Genomic DNA, 25,967 nt, shown 5'->3' with positions numbered 1-25,967 from the left:
GTCGGCCGGGTGCCGTCAGGCGGAGAGCATGCCCCGGCCCAGCCAGTCCCTGGCGTCCCGGACGCCGGGCAGGGCGAAGAAGTAGCCGCCGCCCGTCGGGGAGATGTAGTCCACCAGGGGCTCGTCGATCAGCCGGGTCTGGACCGCCTCGAACTGGCGCTGGACGTCCTGGTTGTAGCAGCAGAACACCAGGCCCATGTCGAGGTTGCCGACGCTGTCCACGCCGCGGTCGTAGTTGTAGCCGCGGCGCAGGATGCGGGAGCTGTCGGTCGAGGCCGTGCGCGGGTTGGCCAGGCGGATGTGGGCGTCGAGCGGGATCGCGGTGCCGTGCGGGTCCTTGGCGTAGTGGGGGATGTCGGTCTCCTTGGCGCCGTCGAGGGGCGCGCCGGTGTCCTTGCGGCGGCCGAACATCTTCTCCTGCTCGGTGAGGGAGACGCGGTCCCAGAACTCCACCAGCATCCGGATGATCCGGATCACCTGGTAGCTGCCGCCCGCGGTCCAGGCCGGCTCGCCCTGGCCGTCGCCGACCCAGATCAGCTTGCCTGTCTCGCGCGCGGAGGTGACGTCCGGGTTGGCGATGCCGTCCTTGAAGCCGAGCAGGTTGCGCTGGGCGCCGCTGGGACGCGGGGCGTTCTGGAAGCCGTCGATGCGCCACTTGATCTGCATCGCGCCGCGGGTGTGCCGGGCTATGTCGCGCAGCGCGTGCAGCACGGTGTCCTGGCTCTGGGCGCAGATCTGCAGTGACAGGTCGCCGTGGCACTCGGCCGCGTTCAGGTTGTCGTTGGGGAAGGTCCGCATCGGGGTCAGCCTGGCCGGCCTGGCCTTGGCGAGGCCGTAGCGGTCGTCGAAGAGGGAGGCGCCCACGCCGACGGTGACGGTGAGGCCGTCCGAGGGGACCTCGGGGCCCAGGATGCCGTTGTCGGAGGGCGGCGCGCCGACGCCGAGGTCGACGGGGGTGCCGCCGGAGGTGAGGAAGCGGGCCCGCTCGGTGACGGTCTTCAGCAGGTCGGTCAGGCCCTTGCGGTCGTCGGCGATGACGTCCAGGGAGACGAAGGTGGCGGCGGCCGGTGCCGGGGTGACGATGCCGGCCTGGTGGGCGCCGTGGAAGGGGACCCTCGCGGCGCCGTCGGCGTTCGCCGGCTGGGCCTGCGCGGTGCCGCCGCTCTCGCCGAGGGCGAAGCCGCCGCCGGCCAGGACCGCTCCGGCGGCACCGGCACCCAGCGCGGTCCGCACGAAGGAGCGGCGGGCGGGGCCGACGGGGCAGGTCGGCGTGTCGGCGGTCAGCATCGGTGGGTTCCCTTCGGGGTGCGGGTGCGCGGTGGTCATCAGGCGGACTTCCGGATCTCGAGCAGGTCCGGGATCGGGGCGAGGTCCTCCAGCAGCTGCCCGGTGGCGCCGTCCAGGCGCTGCTTGTCGGCTGCGGCGAGCTTGTCGACGGGGGTCCAAGCGGTGCCGTGGTGGGCGGCGTCCAGGAGCTTCTGCAGGCGGGCGATGTCCGCGTCGACCGTCGGGAGCAGCTCGGGCGCGCGGGTGCCGAGCAGCGGCTTGAGGACGGTGAGCAGCTCGCGGGTGCCGGCGAGGTTGGCGTCGGCGGTCGCCAGGTTCGTGCCGCTGCCCTCGTCGGTGTCGCCGGTCAGCTCGAACTGGAGGGTGTTCTCCAGGATCTCGTGGGCGCGCAGCGGCAGGTCGCCGGGGTCGAAGTCCTGCGCCGGGAAGGCTCCCCGCAGGCCCGCGGCGTCGGTGGCGAGCTGCCGGGCGGGGGCGGTCAGGTCCTTGGCGGACTGGCCGTGCCACAGGCCGTACTCGACGCGGAGGAAGCCGGTGAAGTCCTTGTCCTGCTCGCCGTGCGGCAGTCCGTCGGCCCGGCCGTCGATCTTCTTGTCGTAGTCCTCGAAGGTGCCGTAGGCGGCGCCGAGCGAGGCGTAGGTGCGGTGGGCGGTGAGCCAGTCCGTGCGGGCCTTGTCGAGGTGGCCGTGCTCGATGTCGCCCTCGAGCGTGCGGGTCTGGCCGACGAGGGTGTCCAGCCCCTGCTCGACGTACGCCTTGTACTGCCTCAGGGGCGCGGCGAGGTCCTGTGCGGAGACGGGGACGACGGGCTTGGCCGCACCGCCGCCGCTGACCCGCACCGCCTTGGAGGTGACGGCCTTGCCGCCGGTGGGGACGCAGCGCCAGGCGTAGGTGCCGCCGGCGACGGTGGCGACGAGGTCACGGGTGGTGCCGGGGGCGAGGCCCTCGATCTCGCCGTAGACCGCGCTGGTCGACGGGTCGATGAGGTACACCTCGGAGGCCTTGTTGCCGGTGTTCTGCATCTGGAAGGTCTGCCGGCCGGGCTTGGGCGCGGTGAAGCCCTTGCCGCACTCGGTCTCGGAGACGGCGACGGTCTGGCCGTCGGCGGGCTTGGGCCGGGAGAGGGCCACGACGAGTCCGGCGATCACGGCGGGTACGGCGACCACGGCGGCGGGCACCACCCAGACCGGTCGGCGCCGCTCGGGCCGGCCGGCCTTCGGCTCGCGCGCGGGGCGCTCCGCGGCGGGTTTCGGGCCCGTGGCCCGCACGCCGCGCACGAACAGGGTCATCACGACCGCCAGGTAGCCGGCGTAGGCCACCACCTGGAGCCAGGTCATGGTCGGGGTGAGGTTGAAGACCCCCTGGATCAGGGTGCTGTACCAGGAGCCCGCGTCGACGCTGCTCGCGAGGTCGATCGCGTAGGCGGTCCTGCCGGGCAGCACTCCGCCCTCCTGGAGGTCGCGCAGCCCGTAGCCGAGGACACCGGCCGCGATGACGATCAGGACGGCGCCGGTGGCGGTGAAGAACTTGGTCAGGTTGATCTTCAGGACCCGGCGGTACAGGCCCCAGCACAGGAGGGCCGCGAGGACCAGGCCGATCCCGGCGCCGGTCAGCGGTCCGGCCGACTCGCCCGCCGCCTGGGCGGTGGTCCACAGGAACAGGGCGGTCTCCAGGCCCTCACGGCCGACCGCGAGGAAGGAGGTCAGGACCAGCACACCGGAGCCCATGGCGAGGGCGCCGGTCACCTTCTGCTTCAGCTCGCCGGAGAGGTTGCGGGCCGAGCGGCGCATCCAGAACACCATGGCGGTGACGAACGCGACGGCGATCACACTGAGGGTGCCGCCGAAGGCCTCCTGGGCGGTCTGCGGCATGGACGCGGCGGTGAAGGTGAGCACCGCGCCGAAGCTCATCGCCACGGCGACGGCGGCGAGCACGCCGGTCCAGACCTGGGGCAGCCGCGAGCGCGCCTCGGCCCGGACCAGGGTGGCGACCAGGATGGAGACGATGAGTCCGGCTTCGAGTCCCTCCCTCAGTCCGATCAGGAAACTCGGAAACGCGTCGTCCCACATGACCTGCGGCCCTCCCACTTACTTAGCGAAGGCATACCTTACCTTCGCGGACCATCATGACCATGGCCATGTGGTCAGTCGGTCATAAAGCGGCAATGGGAGGGTAAAGGCCGGGAACGTTCGCCCCTCTCCGTTCGTCTACAGGTCGGTAGACCGTCTACAAATGTGTAGTCGGATCTTGTCGAGGAAGTCGATGGAAAGGGCGTACGGCGATGGCCGCCTCCCCCCACCTGGCGTCGCAGCTCGCGGTCAACGTGCTCGACGCCCACTCCCTGCTCGCCGCGTTCGGCGTGCTCGGCGTGGGCGTGGTGCTCTTCGCCGAGACGGGCCTGCTGATCGGGTTCTTCCTGCCCGGGGACTCCCTGCTGTTCACGGCGGGGCTGCTGTGCACGGGCGCGTCCGACCGCGGGATCCACCTGTCACTCGGGCCGCTCCTCGTCGCGGCGGCCGTCGGCGCCCTGGCCGGCTCGCAGTGCGGATTCCTGCTCGGCCGGAAGGCGGGCGGCGCGCTGCTGGCCCGTACCCGCTCGGCGAAGCTGCGCGAGGGCGCACAACGCGCCGAGGAACTGCTGGAGCGGTACGGCCACGCGAAGGCGATCGTGCTGGCCCGCTTCGTCCCGGTGGTGCGCACGGTGCTGAACCCGATGGCGGGCGCGCTCGGCGTCCCCGCCCGGACCTTCACCCTCTGGCAGGTGGTGGGCGGGCTCGTGTGGAGCCTCGGGCTCACCCTCGCCGGGTACGCGCTCGGCTCCTCGATCCCGAACGTCGACAAGTACCTGCTGCCGGTGATCGCGCTCATCGTCCTCGTCTCCCTGCTCCCGCTCGCCGCCGAGGTGCTGCGCTCCCGCAGGGCCGCCAAGGAGGCCCGCGGATGATGCTCGGCCTGTCGGGCTCGTCGGTCGACGGGCCGCTCTACACGGACGTGGTGGACCTTGCCCACCGCTCCCCCGGCTGGCTGGACGACGCCATCGCCGTGTGGTCGGCCTACGGACTGGCCGTGTTCGCGCTGCTCATGGTCGTGGGCTGGTGGCGGGCCCGCCGGAACGGAGCGGTCGCGGCGATGACGGCGCTGACCGTGCCGGTGGCGGTGGTCGTGGCGTTCGCCGTGAACAGCGCCGTGAAGCCGCTGGTGGCGGAGGACCGGCCGTGCCGGCACCTGGTCTTCCGCACGCTGGAGGCGTGTCCCGCGCGGGGCGACTGGTCCTTCCCGAGCAACCACACCGCGGTCGCCTGCGCCGCGGCCGTCGCCCTGTTCTTCGTCTCCCGGCGACTGGGCGTCGTCGCGTCCGTGTGCGCGCTCGCCATGGCGGCCTCCCGGGTATGGGTCGGGGTGCACTATCCGCACGACGTCGTCGCGGGTGCGGCGCTCGGCGGGTCGGCCGCCTTCATCGCGATGAAGATCCTGCGGCGGTGGCCGACGGGCCTGGCCGGGCGGCTCGCGGAGACGTGGCTGCGCCCGCTGCTGGCGGCGGGAGCCGGATGAAACCCGCGAACAGCGCGGAGCCGGCGGGCACCGTGGCGCTGGGCGCCTGGCTGGCGTTCGCGGTGCTGGCCGCGGTGGTGATCAGCGATCAGGGCGGCCCCCTGTACCTGGACCAGGGCCTGCTGTCCTGGTCGGTCGGGCACCGGACGCCGGTGGCGGTGGCGGCGGCGCGCGCGCTGACCGCGACAGGGACGGGCGTCGTCCCGTACGTGCTGGCGGTCCTGGCCGGGGTGATCGCGGGGCGCACCGCACGGCAGCGCATGGTGACCGTGCCGCTCGGCGTCCTCTGCCTGGGCGCGGGCCAGGCCGTGCGCTACGGCGTCATGGACCTGGTCCGCAGGACCCGGCCGCCGCAGCACGACTGGCAGACGCACGCCTCGGGCTGGTCGTTCCCCTCCGGCCACACCACCACGGCCGCGCTGACGGCGGGGCTGCTCGTGCTGGCCCTGTGCCTGCGTGGCCCACGGGGCCGGACCGCGCTGTGCGCAGTGGTGGTCCTGTGGGGGGCGGGGGTCGGGATGACGCGCGTCTTCCTGGGCGTGCACTGGTTCACCGATGTGATCGGCGGCTGGCTGTTCGCCGCCGGCTGGCTCGGTGCCTCCGTCAGCGCGGCGGCCCGGTGGCTGCCCGAGCGACACGTCCCCCGTGCCCCCGAGCCGGGCACGTCCCATCCCAGCGATTCGGCCGGCGGGCCGGTGGAGAGACATGCGTCCCAGGATCCTCATCGTCGAGGACGATCACGCCCTGCGTGACGTGCTGCGCCGCGGTCTGCACGACGAGGACTTCGACACGGTCTGCGCCGGGAACGGCGCCACCGCGCTGCGGCTGGCGAGGCCGGACGTGTCCGCCGTCGTACTGGACGTCGGCCTGCCCGACGCCGACGGCCGGGACGTCTGCCAGGCCATGCGCGCCAACGGCTTCCTCGCCCCGGTCGTCTTCCTGACCGCGCGGCAGGGCATCACGGACCGGCTGTCGGGCTTCTCGGCGGGCGGTGACGACTATCTGCCCAAGCCGTTCCACCTCGCCGAGCTGGCCGCCCGGCTGCGCGCCGCCCTGCGCCGGGCGGCGCCGCCGGCCGCGTCCGCCGCCGCGGGCGGGCTGGTGCTGGACGCCGTCCGGCACAGCGCCACCGTGCAGGGCAGGCGCGTCGACCTCACCCCGACGGAGTTCCGGCTGCTGGCGGCGCTCACCGCGGCCGGCGGGGAGCTGGTGCGCCGCCGCGATCTGCTGCGCGCTGGCTGGCCGGAGGGGGCGCAGGTCAGCGACAACACCCTGGACCAGTACCTGACCCGGCTGCGTCGCAAGCTGCGCACCGCGGGCAGCGAGCGGACCATCGCCACCGCCCGCGGGATCGGGCACCGCCTGACATGACCCTTCTCCGCCGCACGCGATCGGCTCCGCCCGCGGCCCGACGGCTTCTGGACCGCTTGCGCCCGTCTCGCACCCTCCCGCGACCGTCGGCCGGCGCCGAGGGGCCGTGGCTCGCCCGTACGCGATCGTTCCTGGCCCGGCTCGCACCCCGCACCCTGCGCGGCCGGCTGTCCCTCGTCGCGCTGACCACCGCCGCGCTGCTGATGGTGATCCTCACCGTCGCGTTCAACACCGTGGTCCGCCACCGTCTCCAGCGGGAGGCGGACGACGAGCTGCGCACCCGCGCGGCCGCCGTCGCGACGACGGTCGACACACGTCACGGCCGTCTGCGGGTGCTGGAGACCTCCGGCGACCGGCTCCTGGACACCAACGCGTGGATCTACACCCGCGGCAGGCTGCTGGAACGGCCGCCGTCCGGTGCCGGCACGCTCACCCGGGCCGCCGAGGCCCTGGCCGCTCGCGGCCGGCGCGGCTGTGCCACGGTGCACGGGCCCGACGCGATACGGCTGTGCGCGCGGCCGGTGCCCGGTGCGGCGGCGCGGGCCACCGTGGTCACGGCGCTGGACCTCGAGCCGTACCGGAGTTCGGCCGAAACGCTGCTGCTGGGCTCGTTCGCGCTGGACGCCGTGATGCTCGCCTGCACCTATGCGCTGACCCGGCTGGCGGTGGGCCGGGCGCTGCGGCCGGTGCGCACGATGACGGACCAGGCGACCCAGTGGAGTGCCGTGGGCTCCGAGGAGCGCTTCGCGGGCCGCGGCCGGCCGGCCGAACTGGCGGCGCTGGGCGACTCGTTGGACTCCCTGCTGGACCGGATCCGGGCGGTGCTGCGGCATGAGCGGCAGCTGACCGGCGAGCTGTCGCACGAACTACGCACCCCGCTGAGCCGGATCATGGCCGAACTGGACTGGTGGGGCTCCCGTCCCCGCTCCGACGCCGAGACCCTGGCCTCCCACGAGGTCATGGCCGAGGCCGCGCAGTCGATGCGCGCCATCTGCGACACCCTGCTGGACGAGGCCCGCGCCGGTGTGCCGACGGCGCCCGGCACCGCCGACGTGCCGGTGGTACTCGGGCGCCTGTCCGCTTCCATGGACACCCCGGACGCGGTGCGGATCGTCGTCGGGGGCGGTCCCGGGCCACTCACGGCCGGAGTCCAGCCGGCGCTCCTCGAACGGATCGTCAGCCCGTTGCTGGCCAACGCGGTGCGCTACGCCAGGACGACGGTCACACTCGCCGCGTGCCGGACGGCCGGCGGCGTGCGGGTCGAGGTCACGGACGACGGACCGGGCGTGCCCGGAGCCTTCCAGGACCAGCTCTTCGAGCCCGGCAGGCGGGCCGAGCCAAGCGACGGGCACGGCGGGGCGGGCCTCGGGCTGCCGCTCGCACGGCGCCTGGCCCGCACCGCCGGCGGCGATGTGTCCCACGACCCCGGGCACGGACCCGGCGCGCGGTTCATGGTCACCCTGCCGGCCGGATGACCGCCCTCGGAAGGCCGGTTCGGCCGGCCGCTCCTCGGTGACGTCCGGGCGGGCCGCGATCGGGAAGACCACCGGGCCGAGGATGACTCCGAGGTCAGGCCCGGGCCGGCCTTCTCGCTCAGCGGAGCGGCCGCGGCCTCGCGACCGTCCTGCACTGGACCTTGACCACCCAGAAGTGGACGGTGACGCGTCCCGAGCACCCGGCGCGGGGTCAGGGCGCGGCGTGCGGGCCGTCCGGACGGGCGGTGCGCCGCTCGACCATCTCGCGGCTGAGTTCCTCGGTCTCCGTCTCAGGCAGCCGCTCGAAGCCGTCCTCGGTGATGACGCAGAGGACGGGAAAGATACGGCGGTTCAGGTCGGGGCCGCCGGTGGCCGAGTCGTCGTCCGCCGCGTCGTACAGCGCCTGGAGCGCGGCGAGGGCGGCCTCGCGCCGGGTGAGGCCGGGCCGGTACAGCTTCTTCAGGGCGCCCCGGGCGTAGGGGGAACCGGAGCCCTCGGCGTAGAAGTCGTGCTTCTCGTACAGACCCCCGGCCGCGTCGAAGCCGAAGATGCGGCCGCGTCCGCCCCCGGGCGCGGTGGTGTCGTACCCGGCGAGCAGCGGGACGACGGCGAGGCCCTGCATGGCCTGGGCGAGGTTCTGCCGGATCATGGTCGCGAGCCGGGTCGCCTTGCCGGCCAGGGTCATCGGTGTGCCCTCGACCTTCTCGAAGTGCGTCAGCTCGACCTGGAAGAGCCGCACCATGTCGACGGCGAGGCCGACGGTGCCGGCGAAGGCGACGGCCGTGAAGTCGTCGGCGGGGTGCACCTTTTCCAGGTCGCGCTGGGCGATCAGGTTGCCCATGGTGGCCCGGCGGTCGCCGGCGATCAGGACGCCGTCGCGGTGGACGAGGGCGAGCACGGTGGTGCCGTGCGGGAAGCGGTCCGGCGCGGTTCGTACGCCGCCGGGCAGCACGGGCGTGGTGGGCAGCAGCCCGGGGCGGTGCGCCGCAAGGAACTCGGCGAAGGACGACGTCCCCGGCGTGAAGAACGCCTCGCTCGGCAGTCCCGCTGTGTCGTTCCCCGACATGGCTCTCCCCCTCCGGTGCGGCATGCGCCACCCGACTCCTACCAGCGGCGGGCGCCCGGGAAACTCCCGGCCCCTCACAGGGCTTTGCGCCGCACCAGCACCCCGAGCACCAGCAGGCCCGGCAGCAGGGGCAGCCACACGGTCAGCAGCCGGTAGCCGAGCACGGCGGAGGCGGCGGCCGCGCCGGGGGCGCCGGCGACGGTGAGGGCGAGGGCGAGTGCCGCGTCCAGCGACCCGAGGCCGCCCGGGGTGGGCAGCAGGGCGGCCGCGCTGCTGGCGGCGAGGTACAGCAGGGCCACCTGGAGCGGGGGCAGCGGCAGTTCGATCGCCTGGGTGACGGCGATGAGGACGAGGGAGTGCAGCGCGGCGAAGGCGAGGGAGCCGCCCCACAGGGCCACCGCCCGGGCGGGGCAGAGGTGCAGGGCGCGCAGGTCGGCGAGGACGGCCGACAGGGCCCGGCGGCAGCGCGCCCACCAGGGCGTCGCCGGCAGGGCCGCGAGCAGGACGAGGCCGCCCAGGGCGACGGCGACGGCCGTCGGGGTGAGGCGCGGCAGCCGCAGCAGACCCGGGCAGGCCGGGGCGAGCAGCGCGATCAGCGCCATGCGGACCGTGGCCCCGGCGGTGGCCTTGACGGCGAGGGCACTGGCCGAGCGGCCGGCGGGCAGCCCGCAGCGCATCAGGAACCTGAGGTTCACCGCGCCCGCGCCGAGCCCGGCGGGCAGCAGGTGGTTGGCGGCGGAGGCGGCGAACTGGGCGGCCACCAGCCGGGATCCGGGCAGCCGTCGTACGACCGCGCCCTGCTGGGCGAGCGCCGAGGCCGCCCAGGTGCCGAGCGCCGCCGTGGCGCCGACCAGCAGCCAGCCCTGATCGGCACCGGCCAGCCGCCCGGCACCCCTCTCGAGCGCGAGCCAGTGCCGGTGGGCCAGGAAGAGCCCGCCGAGCAGGACGGCGAGCAGGACTCCGGCGTGCCAGTAGACGTGGCGCCGGCCGAGGGAGGGGGCGAGTTCCGCCGGTGAGGTCATCGACCGCTCCCCGGAACGGTGTAGTGGAGCCGCCCGCCGTCGATGGGCTCGGCCGGCCAGTCGCGGGCGTATCCGGGTGGCCGGGAACCGGCGGACACCAGCACGGCGACCGGGATCCGCCGGGCGGTGCGGGTGATGTCGGACTCGGTGGTGCCGGCGTTGTGCCCGGTGGTCGCGGCCGAGGCGCAGCCGGCGTAGAACGCGATCGGGATGGCGTCGCCTCCGGTGAGCAGACAGGGCGGGCGGACCCCGACGCGGTGCAAAACGGCGGCCGTGCGGGACCATCCGCGGCGCTGCGCGGTGGCGCCGTCCACCGTGTGCACCAGGACGGCGAGTTGCACGGCGAGGTGGCCGGCGAGCCCGAGGCAGACGAGTGGCACGACGACGGGGCGCCAGGACCGGCGCGGCGCGGTCACCAGGTACACCAGCGCCTCGGCGACCGGGAGGGCGAGCAGCGCGTAGGCCGGCAGCAGGAACCGCGGGGCCGCGTAGCCGATCAGGAACAGGTAGGGGAACGCGGCGGTCGCCGCGCAGGCGAGCGGCAGCAGTGTGACCGTCGTACGCCGGGCGCGGACGGCGACGGCGAGCCCGAGCACGGCGAGCACGGGCAGCACGAACCACCAGACGGTGACCACCGGGTCGGGGGGCGCGCCGGTGCAGGGCCGGCACAGGGCGCGGCCGCCGAGACTGCGGAGTTGGTCGAGCACGGCGATGTGCCAGCCGAGGCCGCCCTGGATCGCGGAGCCTTCGGCCAGGCGGCGCACCGGGCCGCCGAACCCGGCGTACGCCTCGATCACCCACTCGGCGGCGCCGGCCGCGAGCCCCGCGAGCAGCACCCCGACGGCCGGCCGGCGGCGGCGGGCGAGGCCGAGGGCGAGGAGCGGCAGTACGGTCCAGACGGCGTCCGTGGGCCGCATCAGCGCCATGAGCGCGGCGCTCCCCGCCAGGCCCCACCACACGGAGCGCCCTTGCCCGGCGCGGGCGCGCAGGAAGCAGGCGACGGTGGACAGGGCGCCCACGGCGACCCAGTAGTTGGGCATGGCCTGCGGGCCGTAGAACAGGGTCACCCACAGGGAGGCGAAGAGGGCGCCGGCGACGGCGAGGACACGGACCGGGAACAGGCCGCGCCAGGTGCGCAGGGCCAGGAACAGGGCGAGGCCGGACAGGATCGCGAGGTGGATGCGCAGCAGTGCCGTGGAGGACGACCAGGAGGCGACGGGCGCGACGAGCAGGGAGACACCGCGGGCGCGGGGTGCGCTGAAGAACGCGGCGGGAGCGTGCGCGCTGACCTGGCTGACGTACACCGTCTCGTCCCAGCCGAGGCCCATGCCGGGGCCGACGAGGAGGAGTTGGGCGAGGGTGAAGGCGGCCGCGACGGCCACGAGCGGGAAGAGGGCAGGGAGCGGGCGGGTGCCGCCGGGCGTGCGCCGGGAGCGCGAGCGCCGGATTCCGGCGAGTGTGGCGTACGCGCTGCCGGCCATCATCACCCCTCTGCCCCCGGAATGTGCCGGGACCCTTGCCACCCTACAGTCTGTAGGGTCGACGACGGGAGTCGGGGGAAACACCGCCAAACTACCCCGAATTCACGCTCCGGAACGGGCGGACGGGGCCATCCGGCCGAAGGCACTACGCGCTGTAAGGTTGGGGCATGGCTGGCACAAGGTCCCGCGGCAGGGTGGAGCGGCGCAGCGCCGGTGAGCTGGAGAGCGAGGTGCTGGCCACGCTCTGGGCCACCGAACGGCCGCTGACCCCGGCGGAGATCCAGGCCGAGATCGACGGCGCACTGGCCTACAACACGGTGCACACGATCCTCAAACGCCTGTACGACAAGGGGCTGGTGCTGCGGGACGCCGACGGGCGGCGCGGCGCCTACCGTCCGGCGAAGAACGCGGCCGAGCTGACCGCCGAGGCGATGCACGAGGCCCTGGACCGGGGCCCGGACCCGATCGCCGCGCTCCAGCAGTTCGTGACCGGCCTCAGCCCCGAGGAGGAGCGGGCACTGCGCGAGCTCCTGGCCGGAGACGGCGCATGAGGTTCGACGTGTACAGCCCGCTGATCCTGTCGCTGCTGCTGTCGGCGGTGGGCCCGGTGATCGCCCGCCGGGTCGCGCCGGCGCTCGCCGCGCGCGTGCTCACCTCGGCGGCCGTGCTGACCGCCACGGCCACGGCCTGGTCACTGGTCCTGCTGGCCACGGCACTGCTCGGGGACGCGCCGCCGGTGGTCCGCGAGGCCCGGGAGGACGGGCATCCGGTGGCGGATCCGGTGCCGGAGGTGATCGGGCTCGCCGCCTGCCTGGCGCTGGCGGCGATCGCCCTGCGGGTCTACCGGGCGGTGCGCGCCGAGCGGTCCACCCGGCGGGCCCTGCGCCGGCTGTGCGCGGGGCAACCGGCGGACACCGAGCTGATCGTCGCCGCCTCCGACGTGCCGCAGGCGTTCGCCATCCCGGGGCGACCGGGCCGGATCCTGGTCACCTCGGCGATGCTGGGCGCCCTGGGGCCCGCCGAGCGGCGGGTGCTCCTCGCGCACGAGCGCGCCCATCTCGCCCACCGGCACGGGCCGCTGGTCACGGCGGCGACGCTCGCCGCGGCGGCCGACCCGCTGCTCGGCCCGGTGCGTACGGCCGTCGGCTTCCTGGTGGAGCGGTGGGCCGACGAGCAGGCGGCGGCCTCGGTCGGCGACCGGCGGACCACCGCCCGGGCGCTGGCGCGGGCCGCGCTCACCACCGGCCGGGCCCGCGCCGCCTGCGCCCTGCACTTCACCGACCGGTCCGTCACCCGGCGGATCGCGGCCCTGCAGACGAGCCCGCCCCCGCGACTGTGGCCCGCCGCTGCGGCCGTCCTCCTGCTGGGCACCCTCTCCGCACTGCTCGCCGCCGACGCGACGGGCGACCTGCTGCGGCAACTGTCGGGCGTCCTGAACTGACAGCGTCCCCAGGGGGCGCGGGGCCCTCTCGACATGCGGCTCCGCCGCGTGGGCGCGACCGGCCACGACGGCGCCGCGGACGCCCGGCGGCACACCCGGCACTCGCGGATGCGCCCGTCAGCCGCCGTTCGGTGCCCGGTGCGGCGGCTGCTCCGGCGTCGGCCGGGGGCCGGCCGGTGGCACCGCCCGCACCGCCGGCTCGTCCGTGCTCACGGTGAGCTGCTCGCCGTGGTGGCGCAGGGTCAGCGGCGGGCCGTCCAGGAGCACGTACGTGGCCTTGTCCGCACCGATGTCCACGCGCAGCCGCCGGCCGCGGAACTCGACGTTGAAGGCGAGGCGGCTCAGCCGCTCGGGCAGGCGCGGCGCGAACCGCAGGCGCTCGTCGTCCCGGCGCATCCCGCCGAAGCCCGCCACCAGCGACATCCAGGTACCGGCCAGCGAGGCGATGTGCAGCCCGTCGCGGGTGTTGTGCTCCAGGTCCTGGAGGTCCATCAGCGCCGCCTCGGTGGTGTAGGCGTAGGCGAGGTCCAGGTGGCCCGCCTGGGCGGCGATGACGGCCTGGCAGCAGGCCGACAGGGAGGAGTCCCGGACGGTCAGCGGCTCGTAGTAGGCGAAGTTCCGGGCGATCTGCTCGTCGTCGTACCGCGTGTCGAAGAAGTCGCCGCAGGTGTACATGGCCAGCACCAGGTCGGCCTGTTTGACGACCTGTTTGCGGTAGAGGTCGAAGTAGGGGAAGTGCAGCAAAAGGGGGTACTGGTCGGCGCGGGTGCCGGCGAAGTCCCAGCGCTGGTAGCGGGTGAACCCGGCGTGTTGTTCGTGGACGCGCAGTTCGTCGTTGTAGGGGATGTACATGGCCTCGGCGGCGTCCCGCCAGACCGCCGCCTCCTCCTCGTCCACGCCGAGCCGGGCCGCCTCGCGCGGATGGCGTTCGGTGGCGTCCGCGGCGGCGAACAGGTTCTGCCGGGCCATGAGGTTGGTGTACAGGTTGTCGTCGGCCACCGCGCTGTACTCGTCGGGGCCGGTGACACCGTCGATGTGGAAGACGCCGTGCGCGTCGTGGTGGCCCAGCGAGCGCCACAGCCGGGCGGTCTCCACCAGCAGCTCCACGCCGACCTCGCGCTCGAAGGCGGTGTCGCCGGTGGCCTCGACGTACCGGAGCACGGCGTCGGCTATGCCGGCGTTGACATGGAACGCGGCGGTGCCGGCCGGCCAGTACGCGGAGCCCTCCGGCCCGGCGATGGTCCGCCAGGGGAACGCGGCCCCGCCGAGCCCGAGCTGGGCCGCGCGCTCGCGGGCCTCGTCCAGGGTGTTGTGCCGCCAGCGCAGGGCCTCGGCGACGGCCGCGGGCGCGGTGTGGGTGAGCACGGGCAGCACGAACATCTCGGTGTCCCAGAAGGCGTGCCCGTCGTAGCCGGAGCCGGTCAGGCCCTTGGCCGGGATGGCGCGCTGCTCGGCGCGGGCGCCGGCCTGCAGGACGTGGAACAGGGCGAAGCGGACCGCCTGCTGGACCTCCCCGTCGCCCTCCACCTCGACGTCGGCGCGGGCCCAGAAGTCGTCCAGGCAGGCCCGCTGGTCCGCCAGCAGGCCCTCCCAGCCGTCGTGGGCGGCGGCGGCGAGCGCGGCGTCGACCTGGTCGGCCATCGCGGGCAGCGAGCGGGTGCCGGACCAGCCGTGGGCGACCAGCTTCTCCACGCGCAGGGTCTGCCCCGGCTCCAGCACCGAGGTGACCGTCAGCCGGGCCACGTCGCTGCCGCTCTCGCTGCGCGTGCTGGTGCGCTCCGGGCCGCTGACCACGTGGTCGGCGGCCACCGCCACCCTCAGGCCGCTGCGCCGGGTGCGGTGCACCAGCCGCAGCCGGCTGCCGGAGGCGAAGTGGTCCTCCTGCTCCAGCGGGGACTGCAGCGCCATGGCCGCGCGGGGGTCGCCGTTCGACTCGGGCAGGGACTCGTTGGCGACCAGCTCGGACTGGATCACCACCCGGCTGCGGTTGCCGACGGCCTCCACCTCGTACGCGACGGCGGCCACCGCGCGCTGGGTCAGCGACACCAGCCGGGTCGAGCGGACCCGGACCGTGGTGCCCGCCGGGGAGATCCACTCGCAGGTCCGCTCCAGCACCCCGCGGCGCAGGTCCAGGACCCGCTCGTGGGTGACGAGCCGGCCGTAGCGCAGGTCGAACGGCTCGTCGTCCACCAGCAGCCGCAGGATCTTGCCGTTGGTGACGTTGATGACCGTCTGGCCCGATTCCGGGTAGCCGTAGCCCGCCTCCGCGTACGGCAGCGGATGCACCTCGTGCACGCCGTTGAGGTAGCTGCCGGGCAGCCCGTGCGGTTCGCCCTCGTCGAGGTTGCCGCGCCAGCCGACGTGCCCGTTGGACAGCGCGAACACCGACTCGCTCTGCGCGAGCACGTCGAGGTCCAGGGCGGTCTCCCGCACCGTCCACGGCTCCACGCTGTACGACCGGTCGGTGATCACTGCGTGCCTCCCAGCTCGGCGAGATCCTTCACCACAATGGTCGCGCCATGCGCGTACAGCGCGTCGGTCTGGCCCACCCGGTCCACACCGACGACATAGCCGAAGCCGCCCGAGCGGCCCGCGTCCATGCCGGCCAGCGCGTCCTCGTACACGGCGGCGTGCGCCGGCTCGACGCCCAGGTCGTGGGCGGCGGCGAGGAAGGTGTCCGGGTGCGGTTTGCCCGGCAGGTGCCGTTCGGCGGCGACGACCCCGTCGATCCGTACGTCGAAGAGGTGCTCGGCGCCGACGGAGCGCAGCACGTCCCTGCAGTTGGCGCTGGACGACACGATCGCCGTGCGGAGCCCCGCGGCCCTGACCGCCTCCAGATAGCGCAGGGTGCCCTCGTAGGCCTCCACGCCGCCGCTGCGGATCTTCTCCAGCAGCAGGACGTTCTTGCGGTTGCCGAGGCCGTGCACGGTGGGGGCCTGCGGGGGGTCCTCGGGAGTGCCCTCGGGCAGGTGGATGCCGCGCGAGTCGAGGAAGGCGCGGACCCCGTCGGCGCGGGGGCGGCCGTCGACGTACTCGTCGTAGTCGGCGACCGCGTCGAACGGCCGGCCCTGTTCCCCCGCGTAGTCCCGCAGGAACGCGTCGAACGTCTCCTTCCAGGCGGCCGCGTGCACGACGGCCGTCTTGGTGACGACCCCGTCGAGGTCGAAGAGACAGGCCTGGATTCCGTCCGGAAGACCGAGCTGAGTCATACCCAGCACTGTTCCCCATGGGGCGCCGTCCAGTGAGTGGTACGCGCCACACATTCCACGAACTCCTGGTGACACACTCTGTGTGTGCCGCTGACCTTCGACGACCTCCTCGCTCGGGCCCGTGACCTCGTCCGGGACGGCCGGCGTGCCGTGCTCGGGATCACGGGCGTTCCCGGGGCGGGCAAGACCACGCTCGCCGAGCACCTGGTGCGCGCCCTGAACGCCGACGGGCCGCCCTGGGCCGCGCACGTGCCCATGGACGGCTTCCACCTCGCCGACGTCGAGCTGGACCGCCTCGGCCGCCGGAACCGCAAGGGTGCGCCGGACACCTTCGACGCGGCGGGGTACGCGGCACTGCTGCGGCGGTTGCGCGAGGAGACCGACGAGGTGGTGTACGCGCCCGGGTTCGAGCGGGTGCTGGAGCAGCCGATCGCGGGCGCGATCCCGGTGCCGCCGCCCACCCGGCTGGTGCTGACCGAGGGCAACTACCTGCTGCTGACGGAGGGGTCGTGGGCGCGGGTGCGGTCGTGCCTGGACGAAGTGTGGTTCTGCGAGATCGACGAGGACGAGCGGATCCGTCGGCTGGTCGCCCGGCACGAGGAGTTCGGCAAGGACCACGCGGCGGCCGTGGCCTGGGTGCTGGGCACGGACCAGCGCAACGCCGACCTGGTGGCGGCCACACGGGAGCGGGCGGACCTGGTGGTGCCGGCCGGCGCGCTGCCGGCGCCGGTGCTCCCGGAACGCTGACGACGTTCAGCGGTGGAGGAGGAGGGACGGTTCCCCGTGGCTGTCGCCCGCCACCGCGCCGATGACCGCCGTGAACGCCTCCGTGCCCACGGTGAGCCCGTCCGCGCCCTCCTCGAACACCGGCGTGAACGCCCCTGTCGGCCCGTACCGCACGGCGAACACGTGCAGCCCCTCGGGTGCGCCGGGCGCCGGATCGGCCTCCAGGGCGGTGGAGGAGACCAGGTGGCGCCAGCCCGCGTCGGGGTCGCCGTAGCCGCGCGGGTCGGCGGCGAGCGCGAACGCGGCCTGCTCCTGGGTGAGTTCGCCGCGCGCGTCGAAGTGGTCGGGCCCGGCGTCCGTGGGGTGCGTGAGGCGCAGGCCGCCCGCCGAGGCGACGTCGCCCTCGGCGGTGCGGCGCACCCGGTCGCCGTCGTCGGCGGCGTACGGCAGCCCGGACAGCAGGTACGGCGCCCCGTCGAGCCGCTCCACGGCGACCGTCACCCACAGGCTCGTGCCGTCGGTGACATACAGCGAGCGCACATGACGCAGGACGTGGTCGGGGCCGACGACCGGCTTGGTCACCAGCTTCGCCGCGAGCCCGTTCGCGCGCGCGTCCGCCACCCGGACCTCGCCCATGGGGCGGCACAGCAGGAAGCCGTCCGTGACCGGGCCGAAGCCGTGCTGACGGCGCACGGCAGCGGGCAGGTAGTAGGTGCCGGCCGCCTCGACGAGGGAGGGGGTCATCCGGCTGTCGAAGGCCACCGAGACCGAGCCGAGGCGCAGGTGGTGGCGGACGGGGACGGCCGACGGGGTGCGGTGCCAACGGGTGGTGTCCTGGATCTGCCAGACCAGCATGAAGGCGAAGTGCCCGTCGATCCGGCCGTCCCGCCGGGCCGCGTACCGGGCCCAGCGGGTGTCGCCCCGGTAGCGGCCGAGGTCGGAACCGATGCGGGCGCTGAAGTACCGCAGCCCGAGGACGGACTCGAAGCCGGAGTGCTGTTCGCTGTAGCGGGGGCCGCCCTGGTCGTAGCCGCCGGACGTCAGGCGCGCGTCGATGTATCGGGCGAGGGTGTCGCCGTCCTCGGCGAAGGTCTCCTCGCCGCTGACCCGGTGGGCCTGGGCCAGGAACGACAGGGAGATCGGGCCGTAGTTGTTGTCGTAGGCACCGCCGTGCTCGGGCGCCAGCAGGGCGCCCCGGTCACGCACGCGGTGGGCACGGATCTCCTCGGCGTACAGGCTCAGCGCTCGGGCCCGGACCGCTCCACCCCGTTCAGCGGGGAGACGGCGGGCCAGCATGAGACCGCCGACCACACAGCCGATGGCCTGGTTCCCGGCCTGCTGCGGGTTGAAGAAGGTGGCCTCGGTGAGCCACCGCCAGTAGCCGTGTGCCAGCTCCCCGAGTTCCGCGCGCTGTTCGTCGTCCAGGAGGCCGTCGGCCGCGTCCAGGACGTTGAGCGCCTGGAGCAGCGCCCAGACCGTGCTGGGCCAGTCGCCGATGGGGTGGGCGCCCGCCCGGAGCACGTAACGGGCGTGCGGCAGACCGGAGTCGACGGCCCTGAGGTTCGGGTAGCCGGGGTTGTCCTCGGTGTGGACGCGCTCGCGCAGGTGGAAGGCGAGGCTGCGGCGGACCGCCTCCGGGAGCCGGGGGTCCTTGCCGCGCTGCCAGGCGAGGGCGAGCAGGGAGGTCATGCCGAGGGAGGTGTCGCCGATGTCGTCGTGCGCGTCGGGGTGTTCGAGGTTGCCCTCGGGGGTGATGCGGGCGAGGGCCTGCTCCGTGACGTCGGCGAGGACGGTGTCGTACGCCTCGGGGGTGTCCGGCAGATGGTGCAACGGGCCGCGCTGGTAGGGCAGATGCATGCTGGCCAGCCCTTCGTTCCGGTGGTCGCCAGGCCTTCGGCCAGTCTCTCCCCCGAAACGAGGAGACAGATGAGCGCCGGGACGAGGGCGCGTGTCGGCACGGCGAACATCGCGCCGGAGCGGGACCCGCCCGTCCTGCCCGGGAAGGGGGTGCGGCCGAGGGAGACGGTACGCGTCCCTCGCCCGCCGAGACTCCGCGAGGTGCGCACCGCAGCCCGGACCGGGGCGCTCCGGCCGCCTCCGTCCCGGCCGCCGCGCGCGCTGCCGGTCGACGGGGCGGTGGCGCCGGGCGCGTTCGTTCCTGTGAGACCCGGGGCCATTCCGTGCGCCGCATGCCCGCGTTCGCCTTCGGACCACGTGGAGCTCGTCACGCCGGACGCGGCGCCCCCTGTCCGGCCGCGACCGGTTCCCGGGCGGGACGGTCCTGGCCGAGGGCAGGCTGCTCGCCGGCTCCGAGGACGCCCCCGGAGACGGCGACGTGCGGGTTGTGGGCGGCACGCTGCGGACGCCGGGAGGCCGCGGGGTGCGCGGCGCGTTCGCGCTGGACGCGGGCATGCTCGGGGCCACCCCGCGCGCCGGCCGCACGGCGCCGCTCCCGGCCGCTCGCCCGGCGGTGCCGGGCGGCTCGGCGGTGCTGTGGCTGCGGCTCCACACCGAGCGGCCGCCGGCCGGGGGCAGCACCCTGCCGGTCGTCGGCGCGGCCTGGCTGCGCGGCCGGTTCAGCCGGATCGAGGTGAACCCCGACCGGCTGGGGGCCGTATCCGTGTACACGGCGGAAGGTCTGTCGGTACGACTCGTGAAGCGGTGACCCGCGAGGCGGCGGGAGCGGTGCGACAGTAGGGCCATGATCCGGCCCACGACCGTTCCCGCCGCCCCTCGGCCGGTGCCACCGCGGGGCGGATGATGACGCGCGAACAGCACCTGGTCCTCACGCGTGAGGCCGCCGCCGGGGCGACGCAACGGCCGGTCCCGGGCCGCCCGTACGCCTGGCTGCGCCGCCGCCACCGGCGGTGGCTGGTGCCGCTGCTGGCCGTGCTACTGCTCGCCCAGATGGCCACGGCGATGGTCACCACGGCCGTCCAGCAGACCCCGACCATCGACGAGCCGGTGTACGTCGCGACGGCCACCGACTATCTGCACGAGCACCGGATCCGCTACAACCCCGAACACCCGCCGCTCGGCAAGCTGCTGATCGCGGCCGGTGTGGCGGTGGCCGGCCCGCACTACGACCCGTCGTACACCGGCACCCAAGGCGACGTGGGCCGGCATCTGCTGTACGAGTCGGGCAACGACCCCTGGCGTGTGATGCTGTGGGCGCGACTGCCGGTGGTCGCGCTGACCTTGCTGTTCGGCGTGGTCGCCTTCGCGTTCGCCCGTGAACTGACGGGCACGGCGGGCGGTCTGGTCGCGCTCGCGCTGTACGCCTTCTCGCCCGATCTGATCGCCCACGGTTCGCTGGCCACGCTGGACGTGCCGGCAGCCGGGTTCGTGCTGACGTCGGCCTGGCTGGTGTGGCGGGCGCGGCGGCGGCCCAGGGTGTATCTGCCGCTCGCCGGGGCGGCTCTCGGGACGGCGGTGGCGACCAAGATGAGCGCGCTGCCTGCGGTTCCGGTGCTGATGGCGCTGGCCGCGGTGTCCGTCCTCACCGTGGGCCGGCGACACCGGGTACCGCCGGCGGACGGACCGGACCAGAACACGAGCGGGCCCGGCCATGCGCCCCCGAGCGGCGTGCCGCACACCGGCGTGCGTCCGGACCGGGACCTGGCCCGGCCCCCTGGGCGGCCGAGCAGCACGGGCCCGGACCGCACGACACCCCGGGGCGCCGGGCCGGACACCGGCATGGCCGCGGCCGGGGAACCGCCTCCGTCCGACGGGCCCGGCAGCCTCGTGGACCGGGGCCGTCGGATGCCGCCCTCCGCCCCGCCGGACACCGGCACGGGCTCGTTCCCGGACGTGCCGGCGGCCGACGGGCCGCACCTGAGCACGGTCCGGTGGCGGCGGGTGCTCTCGGCGGTCGCCGGTGCGGTCGTCGTGGCGCTGGTGGCGATCGCCGTCGTCTGGGCCACGTATCTCGCGGTCGATCCCCGGCTGCGGTTCTCCCCGGCCGAACCGGTTCCGGCGCTGCACGGGCTGCGCGGCCGGCTGGTGGACCTGCTGCCGGTGCCCGAGGCCTACCGGGCTGGCATGCGGGTGCAGTTCGGGCTGGAGGACCAGCCGTGGCAGGGGTATCTGTTCGGGCACCTGTACACCGGCTCCCTCTGGTACTACCTGCCGGCCGCCCTGCTGGTGAAGACGCCGCTCGGGCTGCTGGCGCTGGGCGCGGCCGGTGCCGTGGCGGTGGCCGCGGTGCGGCGGACGCGGCCCGCGGCGCCGTATGTGCTGCTGCCGCCCGCGGTGCTGCTCGCGGCGGCCATGACGGGCTCGCGGGACTTCGGCACCAGGTACGCGCTGTTCGTGCCGATGTTCCTCGCGGTGGCGGCGGCCTGCGTGCCCCGGCCCGGCAGGCCGTGGACGGCCGCCGCGACGGCCGCCCTGGTGCTGTGCACGGCCGTGAGCTCGCTGCGGACGTTCCCCTACTACCTGCCGTACTCCAACGAGGCCTTCGGCGGGCCCGCGCAGACCCACCGGCTGCTGCACGACTCCAACGTGGACTGGGGACAGGACCTGGGCCGGCTCGCCGACCGGCTCCGGCAGCGGTATCCGGGCGAGCGCGTGTGGCTGGTGTACAAGGGCAGCGGTGTGCCGTCGTCCTACGGCATCCGCGCCACCGATCCGCGCACGGTGCCGGCGGAGCGGGTGCACGGGCTGCTGGTGGTGTCGGACTCCGCGGTCGCGAAGGCGCGCGGACGGCTCGCCGAGCTGATCGGCAGCAGCCGGCCGGCCGGTGACGTGGGCCATTCCATCAGCCTCTACCGGCGCTGAAACCTCCTGCTCAACCCCGTGTTCCTGACGGGGGGTGAGCTATGTTGAGTGCTTGTGGCAGACAAAGGAGGCGGACCGGTGCCCTCGCCGCAGCAGGCACGCGCACAGGCATCGGCGATCACGTCCGGCAAGACCGTGCCCGCGGCGGAGGCCGCCCCGACCTCCCGGCTGAGGGAACTCTTCGACGGCCCCCGTCTGTCACCGGGACAGCGGCGCATCGCCCAGTACCTCATCGAGCACATCACCGAGGCCGCGTTCCTGTCCATCACCGAGCTCGCCGACCGGGTCGGGGTCAGCCAGCCCTCGGTCACCCGCTTCGCCGCCGCCGTCGGCTTCAGCGGCTATCCCGCGCTGCGCGAGAGACTCCAGTCGATCGCCCTGAGCACCCTGGCCGGGGGTCCGGGCGAGGAGAACCGGGCCAACGAACTCCAGGCGGCCGTCGACGCCGAGATCGAGAACCTGGAGAACCTGCGGCGCGACTTCGCCAACCCCGACGAGATCATCCGGATCGGCCGCGAGCTGTCCCGTTCCACTCCGCTGACCGTGCTGGGTCTGCGCATCTCGGAGTCGCTGGCCGAGTACTTCGGCTACGCCGCCCGCCGGATCCACCCGGACGTGCGACTGGTCACCCGGGGCGGCAGCGTGGCCTACGACGCGCTGCTGCAGTGCCGGGAGGCCGGCGGCACCTGGGTGCTCGCCTTCGCCATGCCCCGGCACTCCCAGGAGACGCTCCAGGCCGTCCGGGTGGCGCGGGGCGCCGGTCTGAAGGTCGCCCTGGTGACCGACCTGGCGCTCGGGCCGGTGGCCGACGAGGCCGACGTCACGTTCGCCACCGGCACCGGATCCCGGCTGGTGTTCGACTCCTACGCCGCGCCGGGCGTGATGGCCGCCGCGCTGCTGCAGGCCATGACCGACGCCGATCCGGAGCGCACCCAGGCCCGGCTGGAGAAGTACGAGCAGCTCTCCGACCAGCACCAGTTCTTCATGAAGGACTGAATCCGGCCCTGGGGTGCGCCCCGCGGCCGCTGCACGGTGAAGATCCTGCGGTCTCCCCTGCCATGGACGGGGACCATCCACGACAAATCACGCATGAATGTTTTCATACGTCTTGCAAAGCGGACGGCATATATAAATACTGCTCACGGATCGCGCCCGCCCCACTCCGGGCACGTTCCGCACCCGCGGACTCACCGTTCGCACACCGCCCCAGAAAGCCGACGGACCGCCCATGCGTACGCAAGTCTCCGCGCAACGCCGGTCTCCGACGCCCGGGGCCCCGCACGGACACCCCCAGCCGCCGTCCCCTACCCACGTCGGCGCCCGGGGTGTACCGGGGCGCGTCGTCTGCGCGACGCGCCCGTGGCGGCCCCGGCCATCCCCTAGGCCGGGGCCGCCCCGCACCCCGTCGACCACCCTCACGACGCCGCCCACCGGAGCGATGATCATGCCCCTGACCAGCACCCGCATCAGCCCGGACTGGCCCTGCCAGGTCAAGACGCCGGGCAGTCACGACTGGGAGCGCTCGGCGGCCAAGTGGCTGCGCGAGCTGATCCCGGCGCGCTACGCCAGCTATCCGGCCCTCATCCGCCATCCCGTCCTCCTCGCCCGGCACGCCCAGCTGCAGGTCCAGCAGGAGATACGGGTGGCCCGGACGGCGCTGCAGACCGCGCGCGCCGAGCTGCCGATGCTCGGCCTGCCCGAGTCGGTCATCGAGCACACGATCAAGCTGTACGCCGCCGAGCTCCTGCAGCTGCAGCACATCGCCCGCAGTGTCCGCGCGGTCAGCGAGGCTCTGGCCGGACGCGGCGCGGGCCGCTGATCACCCGGCCGCCCCCGCTGCGCCGTCAACGGCACGGTTGCGTGCGCCCTCCTTTCGTGTGGGGGGCTCGTGGGTGACGCCGGGCGGTCGTACGAAGCCTCTGCGCAGTTCGTATGAAGGCTTATCCGGCAGACGAGTGATCGTACGGGCCCCTTTGTGACATGCTCGACCCGTGACGAGTGAGCCTGCGCAGCCGGTGTACCCCGCCGGCGCCGATCCGACGGCGCTGGCCAGGGTCGTGGCTCGGCAGCGCGCGGAGCTGGAACGACTGCGGGACCTGGCCGCGACCTCGGCGGTCATGGAGCGGGCCAAAGGCGTGCTGATGGCCGTCACGGGCTGTACGCCCGAAGCCGCGCACGGGGAGCTGCTGCAGCGCGCCGAGGACGGCAACCGCACGCTCCTCGAACAGTGCTGGCTCACCCTGGGCGCCCTGCCGCCGCCGCCGCAGGATCAGCCGCCCGGCACCTCGCCCGCCCCGCCCGCACCGCCGGCCGCCGTGGCCCCGCCGGTCGTGCCCCCCAGCACGGCGGACCTCGCGAAGGCGCTCGGGGCCATCGGCCGGGACCTGGTCCGGGTCGGCACACCGCACGAGCTGGCCCGGTGTCTGCTGGACCACATCGCACCCGAGACGGACGCCGACGCCGTGATGCTGTTCCAGCGGCTGCCCGAGGGCGGACTCGAACTGATCGGGCACGCCGGTGTCGACCAGACCCTCGCCGCGCAGTGGCGTCATGTGCCCCCCGTGACCGGAGTGGTCGCGCTCGAGGTCCTGCGGTCCGGCGAGCCGCGGTGGCTGGAGGACCCCGCCGCGGACCGCGAACGGTATCTGCTGATCGGCAATCCACCCGAGCGCTGGCCCAGCCGGGCCTGGCTGCCCGTGCCGCCCGGAGGTGCCGCGGGTGTCACCCTCGGCGTGCTGCGCAGGCGGAGCGGGGCGTTCGAGCCGCGCGAGCGGGAGCTGCTGCGGGCCGTGTCCCGGCTGTGCGCGGGACGGCTGCGGGCCCTCGACTCCTCCCAGGAACGCGCCGGCGAGGGTGTCACCCGGACCGTGCAGTCGGTGTTCGACGCGCTGCCGGGTGCGGCGATCCTGCTGACTCCGCTGCGCGCCGCCTCCGGCGAGGTGGCGGACTACCGCATCGACGCCGCCACCTCGGAGGCGGTCGACGTGTTCGGCCGCACCGGCCGGGAGATGGTCGGCCGCCGGGTCCTGGAGAGCTATCCGGCAGTCGCGGGCGAGCCGCTGTGGCTGGGGTATCTCCAGGCCATGGAGACGGGGATGCCGTTCCAGAGCGAGCCGTTCGTCTACCAGGAGCCGGCCGGCGAGGTGCCCGTGAGCGCGACCTACTCGGTGCGGGCCGCCCCGCTGGGCGAGGGCCTGCTGGTCACCTGGCTGCGGCACGATCCCGCGGAACGCCAGGAGCAGCGGCTGGCCGACGTGCAGCGGCTCGGCAACCTCGGCTGGGCCAACTGGAACCTGCACACCCAGGAGATCTCCTGGTCCGAGCAGACGTACGCCGTGCTCGGCCGGGAGAGCGCGGAGCGGCCGCTCGATCTGGACCGGCTGCCGGACCTGGCGGTGCCGGAGGACGCGGGGTCGCTCAGCCGCGCGATCCGCAACCTGGTCCGCCACGCCCGGCCGTGCGACATGCCGTTCCGCATTCCGGCGGCGGGCGGTGTCCGGCATCTGCGGCTGGTCGCGGAGGCCGTCACGGCGCAGGACGGCACCACGATGGAGGTGCACGGCTTCGTCCAGGACCTCACCCCGCAGCGCAGTGCGGAACTGGCGCTGGTGGAGAGCGAGCGGGCGATGCTGCTCCAGCGCGGGATCCTGCAGGCAGAACGGGCCCTGGCCGCCCGGCTCCAGCACGCCCTGCTGCCGCTGCCGAGCAAGCCGGTGCGGCTGGCCGGGCTGCGCGTCGAGGTCGCCTACCTGCCCGCCCAGTCCGGCATCCATGTGGGTGGCGACTGGTTCAGCGCCATCGAACTGCCCGACGACGACGCGCTGTTCGTGGTCGGTGACGTGGCGGGCCACGGCGTCGACGCGGTGGCCACGATGGCCCAGCTCAGGTTCACCGCGAAGGGCATGGTCAGCACCGGCTCCTCGCTGACCGGGGCACTGGCCCGGCTCAACTACCTGCTGCTGCACTCCCGTGACAGCCAGACCACCGCCACCATGGTGCTCGCCCGCTACCAACCCGACCAGCACGTCCTGACCTGGGCCCAGGCCGGGCATCTGCCCCCGCTGCTCGTCCGCGACGACGAGGTGCACTGGCTCGACCGGCCCGACGGCATGCTGCTGGGGGCGAGCGCGGCCCCCGTCTACGAGTCGGCGGAGCTCCACCTGGAACCCGGCGACCGGCTTCTGCTGTACACCGACGGCCTGGTCGAGCGCCCCGGCGAGAGCCTCGACGCGGGCCTGAACCGGCTCGCCGAAGCCGTACACACGCACGGGCGCGGCGAGGCCGGCTCGCTGGAGGCACTGCTCGCCACGATGCTCGCGGACGAGCGGCGGGACGACGTGTGCGTGCTGGACATCAGGATGCCGCTGGAGGGGGCGGCGGACCTGGACGCGTAACGCCTCCCCGCGATCAGTCGTCGTTCCGGTGGCGCCAGTACCAGCACACGCCGGCGATCAGGGCCAGCAGGAGGACGGCGGGCACGAGCAGGCCGGGGATGCGGGAGCCGGTCATCGGGCTGGCTTTCGGTCGTGGTACGGGGGAGCTCGCGGTGGTCGGCCGC

21 protein-coding genes are annotated in these 25,967 nt (G+C 74.3%); 13 read left to right on the top strand and 8 right to left on the bottom strand.

Annotated elements, in window-relative coordinates; genetic code table 11:
* Window positions 1-15: 15 nt before the first annotated feature.
* Both efeB and efeU read right to left on the bottom strand, forming a co-directional pair.
* Complete coding sequence (gene efeB, locus AB0L59_RS09840) at window positions 16-1,287, bottom strand: iron uptake transporter deferrochelatase/peroxidase subunit (protein ID WP_365581295.1); 1,272 nt, start codon at window positions 1,285-1,287, stop codon at window positions 16-18.
* 38 nt (window positions 1,288-1,325) lie between these two features.
* Entirely contained in the window at window positions 1,326-3,356 is a 2,031-nt protein-coding gene (gene efeU / locus AB0L59_RS09835) for an iron uptake transporter permease EfeU (RefSeq protein WP_365581294.1), read from the bottom strand.
* A 212-nt stretch (window positions 3,357-3,568) separates the two neighbouring features.
* On the opposite strand from efeU, the gene AB0L59_RS09830 reads away from it, so the two are divergent.
* The 5 genes from AB0L59_RS09830 (at window position 3,569) to AB0L59_RS09810 (ending at window position 7,685) form a co-directional block, all read left to right on the top strand.
* The gene (locus AB0L59_RS09830) at window positions 3,569-4,231 is read left to right on the top strand and encodes a DedA family protein (protein ID WP_365581292.1); all 663 of its coding nucleotides are present in this window, start codon (window positions 3,569-3,571) and stop codon (window positions 4,229-4,231) included.
* Window positions 4,228-4,839, top strand: a complete 612-nt coding sequence (locus tag AB0L59_RS09825; protein WP_365581291.1) for a phosphatase PAP2 family protein — start codon at window positions 4,228-4,230, stop codon at window positions 4,837-4,839. The genes AB0L59_RS09830 and AB0L59_RS09825 overlap by 4 nt, the downstream gene beginning before the upstream one ends.
* Window positions 4,836-5,591, top strand: coding sequence for a phosphatase PAP2 family protein (locus AB0L59_RS09820; RefSeq protein WP_365581289.1), 756 nt, complete (start codon window positions 4,836-4,838; stop codon window positions 5,589-5,591). Before AB0L59_RS09825 ends, AB0L59_RS09820 begins: the two co-directional genes overlap by 4 nt.
* Window positions 5,545-6,210 (top strand): response regulator transcription factor, encoded by a 666-nt coding sequence (locus AB0L59_RS09815; RefSeq protein WP_365581287.1) that lies wholly within the window; start codon window positions 5,545-5,547, stop codon window positions 6,208-6,210. Before AB0L59_RS09820 ends, AB0L59_RS09815 begins: the two co-directional genes overlap by 47 nt.
* Before the next feature lie 131 nt (window positions 6,211-6,341).
* Complete coding sequence (locus AB0L59_RS09810; RefSeq protein WP_365581618.1) at window positions 6,342-7,685, top strand: HAMP domain-containing sensor histidine kinase; 1,344 nt, start codon at window positions 6,342-6,344, stop codon at window positions 7,683-7,685.
* Between the two features lie 211 nt (window positions 7,686-7,896).
* Here AB0L59_RS09810 and prcB read toward each other — a convergent pair whose 3' ends face one another.
* From prcB to AB0L59_RS09795, 3 genes are all read right to left on the bottom strand, one after another.
* Entirely contained in the window at window positions 7,897-8,751 is an 855-nt protein-coding gene (prcB, locus tag AB0L59_RS09805) for a proteasome subunit beta (RefSeq protein WP_365581286.1), read from the bottom strand.
* A gap of 74 nt (window positions 8,752-8,825) precedes the next feature.
* The gene (locus AB0L59_RS09800; protein WP_365581285.1) at window positions 8,826-9,773 is read right to left on the bottom strand and encodes a lysylphosphatidylglycerol synthase domain-containing protein; all 948 of its coding nucleotides are present in this window, start codon (window positions 9,771-9,773) and stop codon (window positions 8,826-8,828) included.
* On the bottom strand, window positions 9,770-11,254 hold the full coding sequence (locus tag AB0L59_RS09795) for a hypothetical protein (RefSeq protein ID WP_365581616.1): 1,485 nt from the start codon (window positions 11,252-11,254) through the stop codon (window positions 9,770-9,772). The genes AB0L59_RS09800 and AB0L59_RS09795 overlap by 4 nt, the downstream gene beginning before the upstream one ends.
* Window positions 11,255-11,421: 167 nt before the next feature.
* On the opposite strand from AB0L59_RS09795, the gene AB0L59_RS09790 reads away from it, so the two are divergent.
* Both AB0L59_RS09790 and AB0L59_RS09785 read left to right on the top strand, forming a co-directional pair.
* Window positions 11,422-11,805 carry a BlaI/MecI/CopY family transcriptional regulator gene (locus AB0L59_RS09790; protein WP_365581284.1) on the top strand — a complete coding sequence of 128 codons (384 nt, stop codon included), beginning with the start codon at window positions 11,422-11,424 and terminating at the stop codon, window positions 11,803-11,805.
* The gene (locus tag AB0L59_RS09785; RefSeq protein ID WP_365581282.1) at window positions 11,802-12,695 is read left to right on the top strand and encodes a M48 family metalloprotease; all 894 of its coding nucleotides are present in this window, start codon (window positions 11,802-11,804) and stop codon (window positions 12,693-12,695) included. The genes AB0L59_RS09790 and AB0L59_RS09785 overlap by 4 nt, the downstream gene beginning before the upstream one ends.
* A gap of 117 nt (window positions 12,696-12,812) precedes the next feature.
* Here AB0L59_RS09785 and AB0L59_RS09780 read toward each other — a convergent pair whose 3' ends face one another.
* Both AB0L59_RS09780 and AB0L59_RS09775 read right to left on the bottom strand, forming a co-directional pair.
* Entirely contained in the window at window positions 12,813-15,167 is a 2,355-nt protein-coding gene (locus AB0L59_RS09780) for a glycosyl hydrolase family 65 protein (RefSeq protein WP_365581280.1), read from the bottom strand.
* Window positions 15,164-15,904, bottom strand: a complete 741-nt coding sequence (locus AB0L59_RS09775) for a beta-phosphoglucomutase family hydrolase (protein WP_365581279.1) — start codon at window positions 15,902-15,904, stop codon at window positions 15,164-15,166. The genes AB0L59_RS09780 and AB0L59_RS09775 overlap by 4 nt, the downstream gene beginning before the upstream one ends.
* An 84-nt stretch (window positions 15,905-15,988) precedes the next feature.
* On the opposite strand from AB0L59_RS09775, the gene AB0L59_RS09770 reads away from it, so the two are divergent.
* Complete coding sequence (locus AB0L59_RS09770; RefSeq protein ID WP_365581277.1) at window positions 15,989-16,651, top strand: nucleoside/nucleotide kinase family protein; 663 nt, start codon at window positions 15,989-15,991, stop codon at window positions 16,649-16,651.
* A 6-nt stretch (window positions 16,652-16,657) separates the two neighbouring features.
* Here AB0L59_RS09770 and AB0L59_RS09765 read toward each other — a convergent pair whose 3' ends face one another.
* Window positions 16,658-18,487, bottom strand: coding sequence for a hypothetical protein (locus AB0L59_RS09765; RefSeq protein WP_365581275.1), 1,830 nt, complete (start codon window positions 18,485-18,487; stop codon window positions 16,658-16,660).
* A gap of 478 nt (window positions 18,488-18,965) precedes the next feature.
* Between AB0L59_RS09765 and AB0L59_RS09760 the strand changes: the two genes are divergently transcribed.
* From AB0L59_RS09760 to AB0L59_RS09740, 5 genes are all read left to right on the top strand, one after another.
* Window positions 18,966-19,295, top strand: coding sequence for a hypothetical protein (locus AB0L59_RS09760; protein WP_365581274.1), 330 nt, complete (start codon window positions 18,966-18,968; stop codon window positions 19,293-19,295).
* Between the two features lie 92 nt (window positions 19,296-19,387).
* Window positions 19,388-21,409 carry a phospholipid carrier-dependent glycosyltransferase gene (locus tag AB0L59_RS09755; protein ID WP_365581273.1) on the top strand — a complete coding sequence of 674 codons (2,022 nt, stop codon included), beginning with the start codon at window positions 19,388-19,390 and terminating at the stop codon, window positions 21,407-21,409.
* A gap of 78 nt (window positions 21,410-21,487) precedes the next feature.
* Window positions 21,488-22,405, top strand: coding sequence for a MurR/RpiR family transcriptional regulator (locus AB0L59_RS09750; protein ID WP_362125635.1), 918 nt, complete (start codon window positions 21,488-21,490; stop codon window positions 22,403-22,405).
* 442 nt (window positions 22,406-22,847) lie between these two features.
* Entirely contained in the window at window positions 22,848-23,228 is a 381-nt protein-coding gene (locus AB0L59_RS09745; protein ID WP_365581271.1) for a hypothetical protein, read from the top strand.
* A gap of 172 nt (window positions 23,229-23,400) precedes the next feature.
* Window positions 23,401-25,803, top strand: coding sequence for a SpoIIE family protein phosphatase (locus tag AB0L59_RS09740; protein ID WP_365581270.1), 2,403 nt, complete (start codon window positions 23,401-23,403; stop codon window positions 25,801-25,803).
* The last annotated feature ends 164 nt before the right edge of the window (window positions 25,804-25,967 follow it).

This window comes from Streptomyces sp. NPDC052109 (genome assembly GCF_040680195.1).
Lineage (GTDB): Bacteria > Actinomycetota > Actinomycetes > Streptomycetales > Streptomycetaceae > Streptomyces.
This window is presented reverse-complemented; position numbering and strand designations above follow the sequence as displayed.

What these genes read in the sequence shown, in the direction of transcription:
- AB0L59_RS09830 (WP_365581292.1), top strand. Translation starts at nt 3,569, where the DNA reads ATGGCCGCCTCCCCCCACCTGGCGTCGCAGCTCGCGGTCAACGTGCTC.
- AB0L59_RS09755 (WP_365581273.1), top strand. Translation starts at nt 19,388, where the DNA reads ATGATGACGCGCGAACAGCACCTGGTCCTCACGCGTGAGGCCGCCGCC.
- AB0L59_RS09795 (WP_365581616.1), bottom strand. Translation starts at nt 11,254, where the DNA reads ATGGCCGGCAGCGCGTACGCCACACTCGCCGGAATCCGGCGCTCGCGC.
- AB0L59_RS09785 (WP_365581282.1), top strand. Translation starts at nt 11,802, where the DNA reads ATGAGGTTCGACGTGTACAGCCCGCTGATCCTGTCGCTGCTGCTGTCG.
- AB0L59_RS09820 (WP_365581289.1), top strand. Translation starts at nt 4,836, where the DNA reads ATGAAACCCGCGAACAGCGCGGAGCCGGCGGGCACCGTGGCGCTGGGC.
- AB0L59_RS09790 (WP_365581284.1), top strand. Translation starts at nt 11,422, where the DNA reads ATGGCTGGCACAAGGTCCCGCGGCAGGGTGGAGCGGCGCAGCGCCGGT.
- AB0L59_RS09825 (WP_365581291.1), top strand. Translation starts at nt 4,228, where the DNA reads ATGATGCTCGGCCTGTCGGGCTCGTCGGTCGACGGGCCGCTCTACACG.
- AB0L59_RS09775 (WP_365581279.1), bottom strand. Translation starts at nt 15,904, where the DNA reads ATGACTCAGCTCGGTCTTCCGGACGGAATCCAGGCCTGTCTCTTCGAC.
- prcB (WP_365581286.1), bottom strand. Translation starts at nt 8,751, where the DNA reads ATGTCGGGGAACGACACAGCGGGACTGCCGAGCGAGGCGTTCTTCACG.
- AB0L59_RS09800 (WP_365581285.1), bottom strand. Translation starts at nt 9,773, where the DNA reads ATGACCTCACCGGCGGAACTCGCCCCCTCCCTCGGCCGGCGCCACGTC.
- efeU (WP_365581294.1), bottom strand. Translation starts at nt 3,356, where the DNA reads ATGTGGGACGACGCGTTTCCGAGTTTCCTGATCGGACTGAGGGAGGGA.
- AB0L59_RS09765 (WP_365581275.1), bottom strand. Translation starts at nt 18,487, where the DNA reads ATGCATCTGCCCTACCAGCGCGGCCCGTTGCACCATCTGCCGGACACC.
- AB0L59_RS09745 (WP_365581271.1), top strand. Translation starts at nt 22,848, where the DNA reads ATGATCATGCCCCTGACCAGCACCCGCATCAGCCCGGACTGGCCCTGC.
- AB0L59_RS09815 (WP_365581287.1), top strand. Translation starts at nt 5,545, where the DNA reads ATGCGTCCCAGGATCCTCATCGTCGAGGACGATCACGCCCTGCGTGAC.
- efeB (WP_365581295.1), bottom strand. Translation starts at nt 1,287, where the DNA reads ATGCTGACCGCCGACACGCCGACCTGCCCCGTCGGCCCCGCCCGCCGC.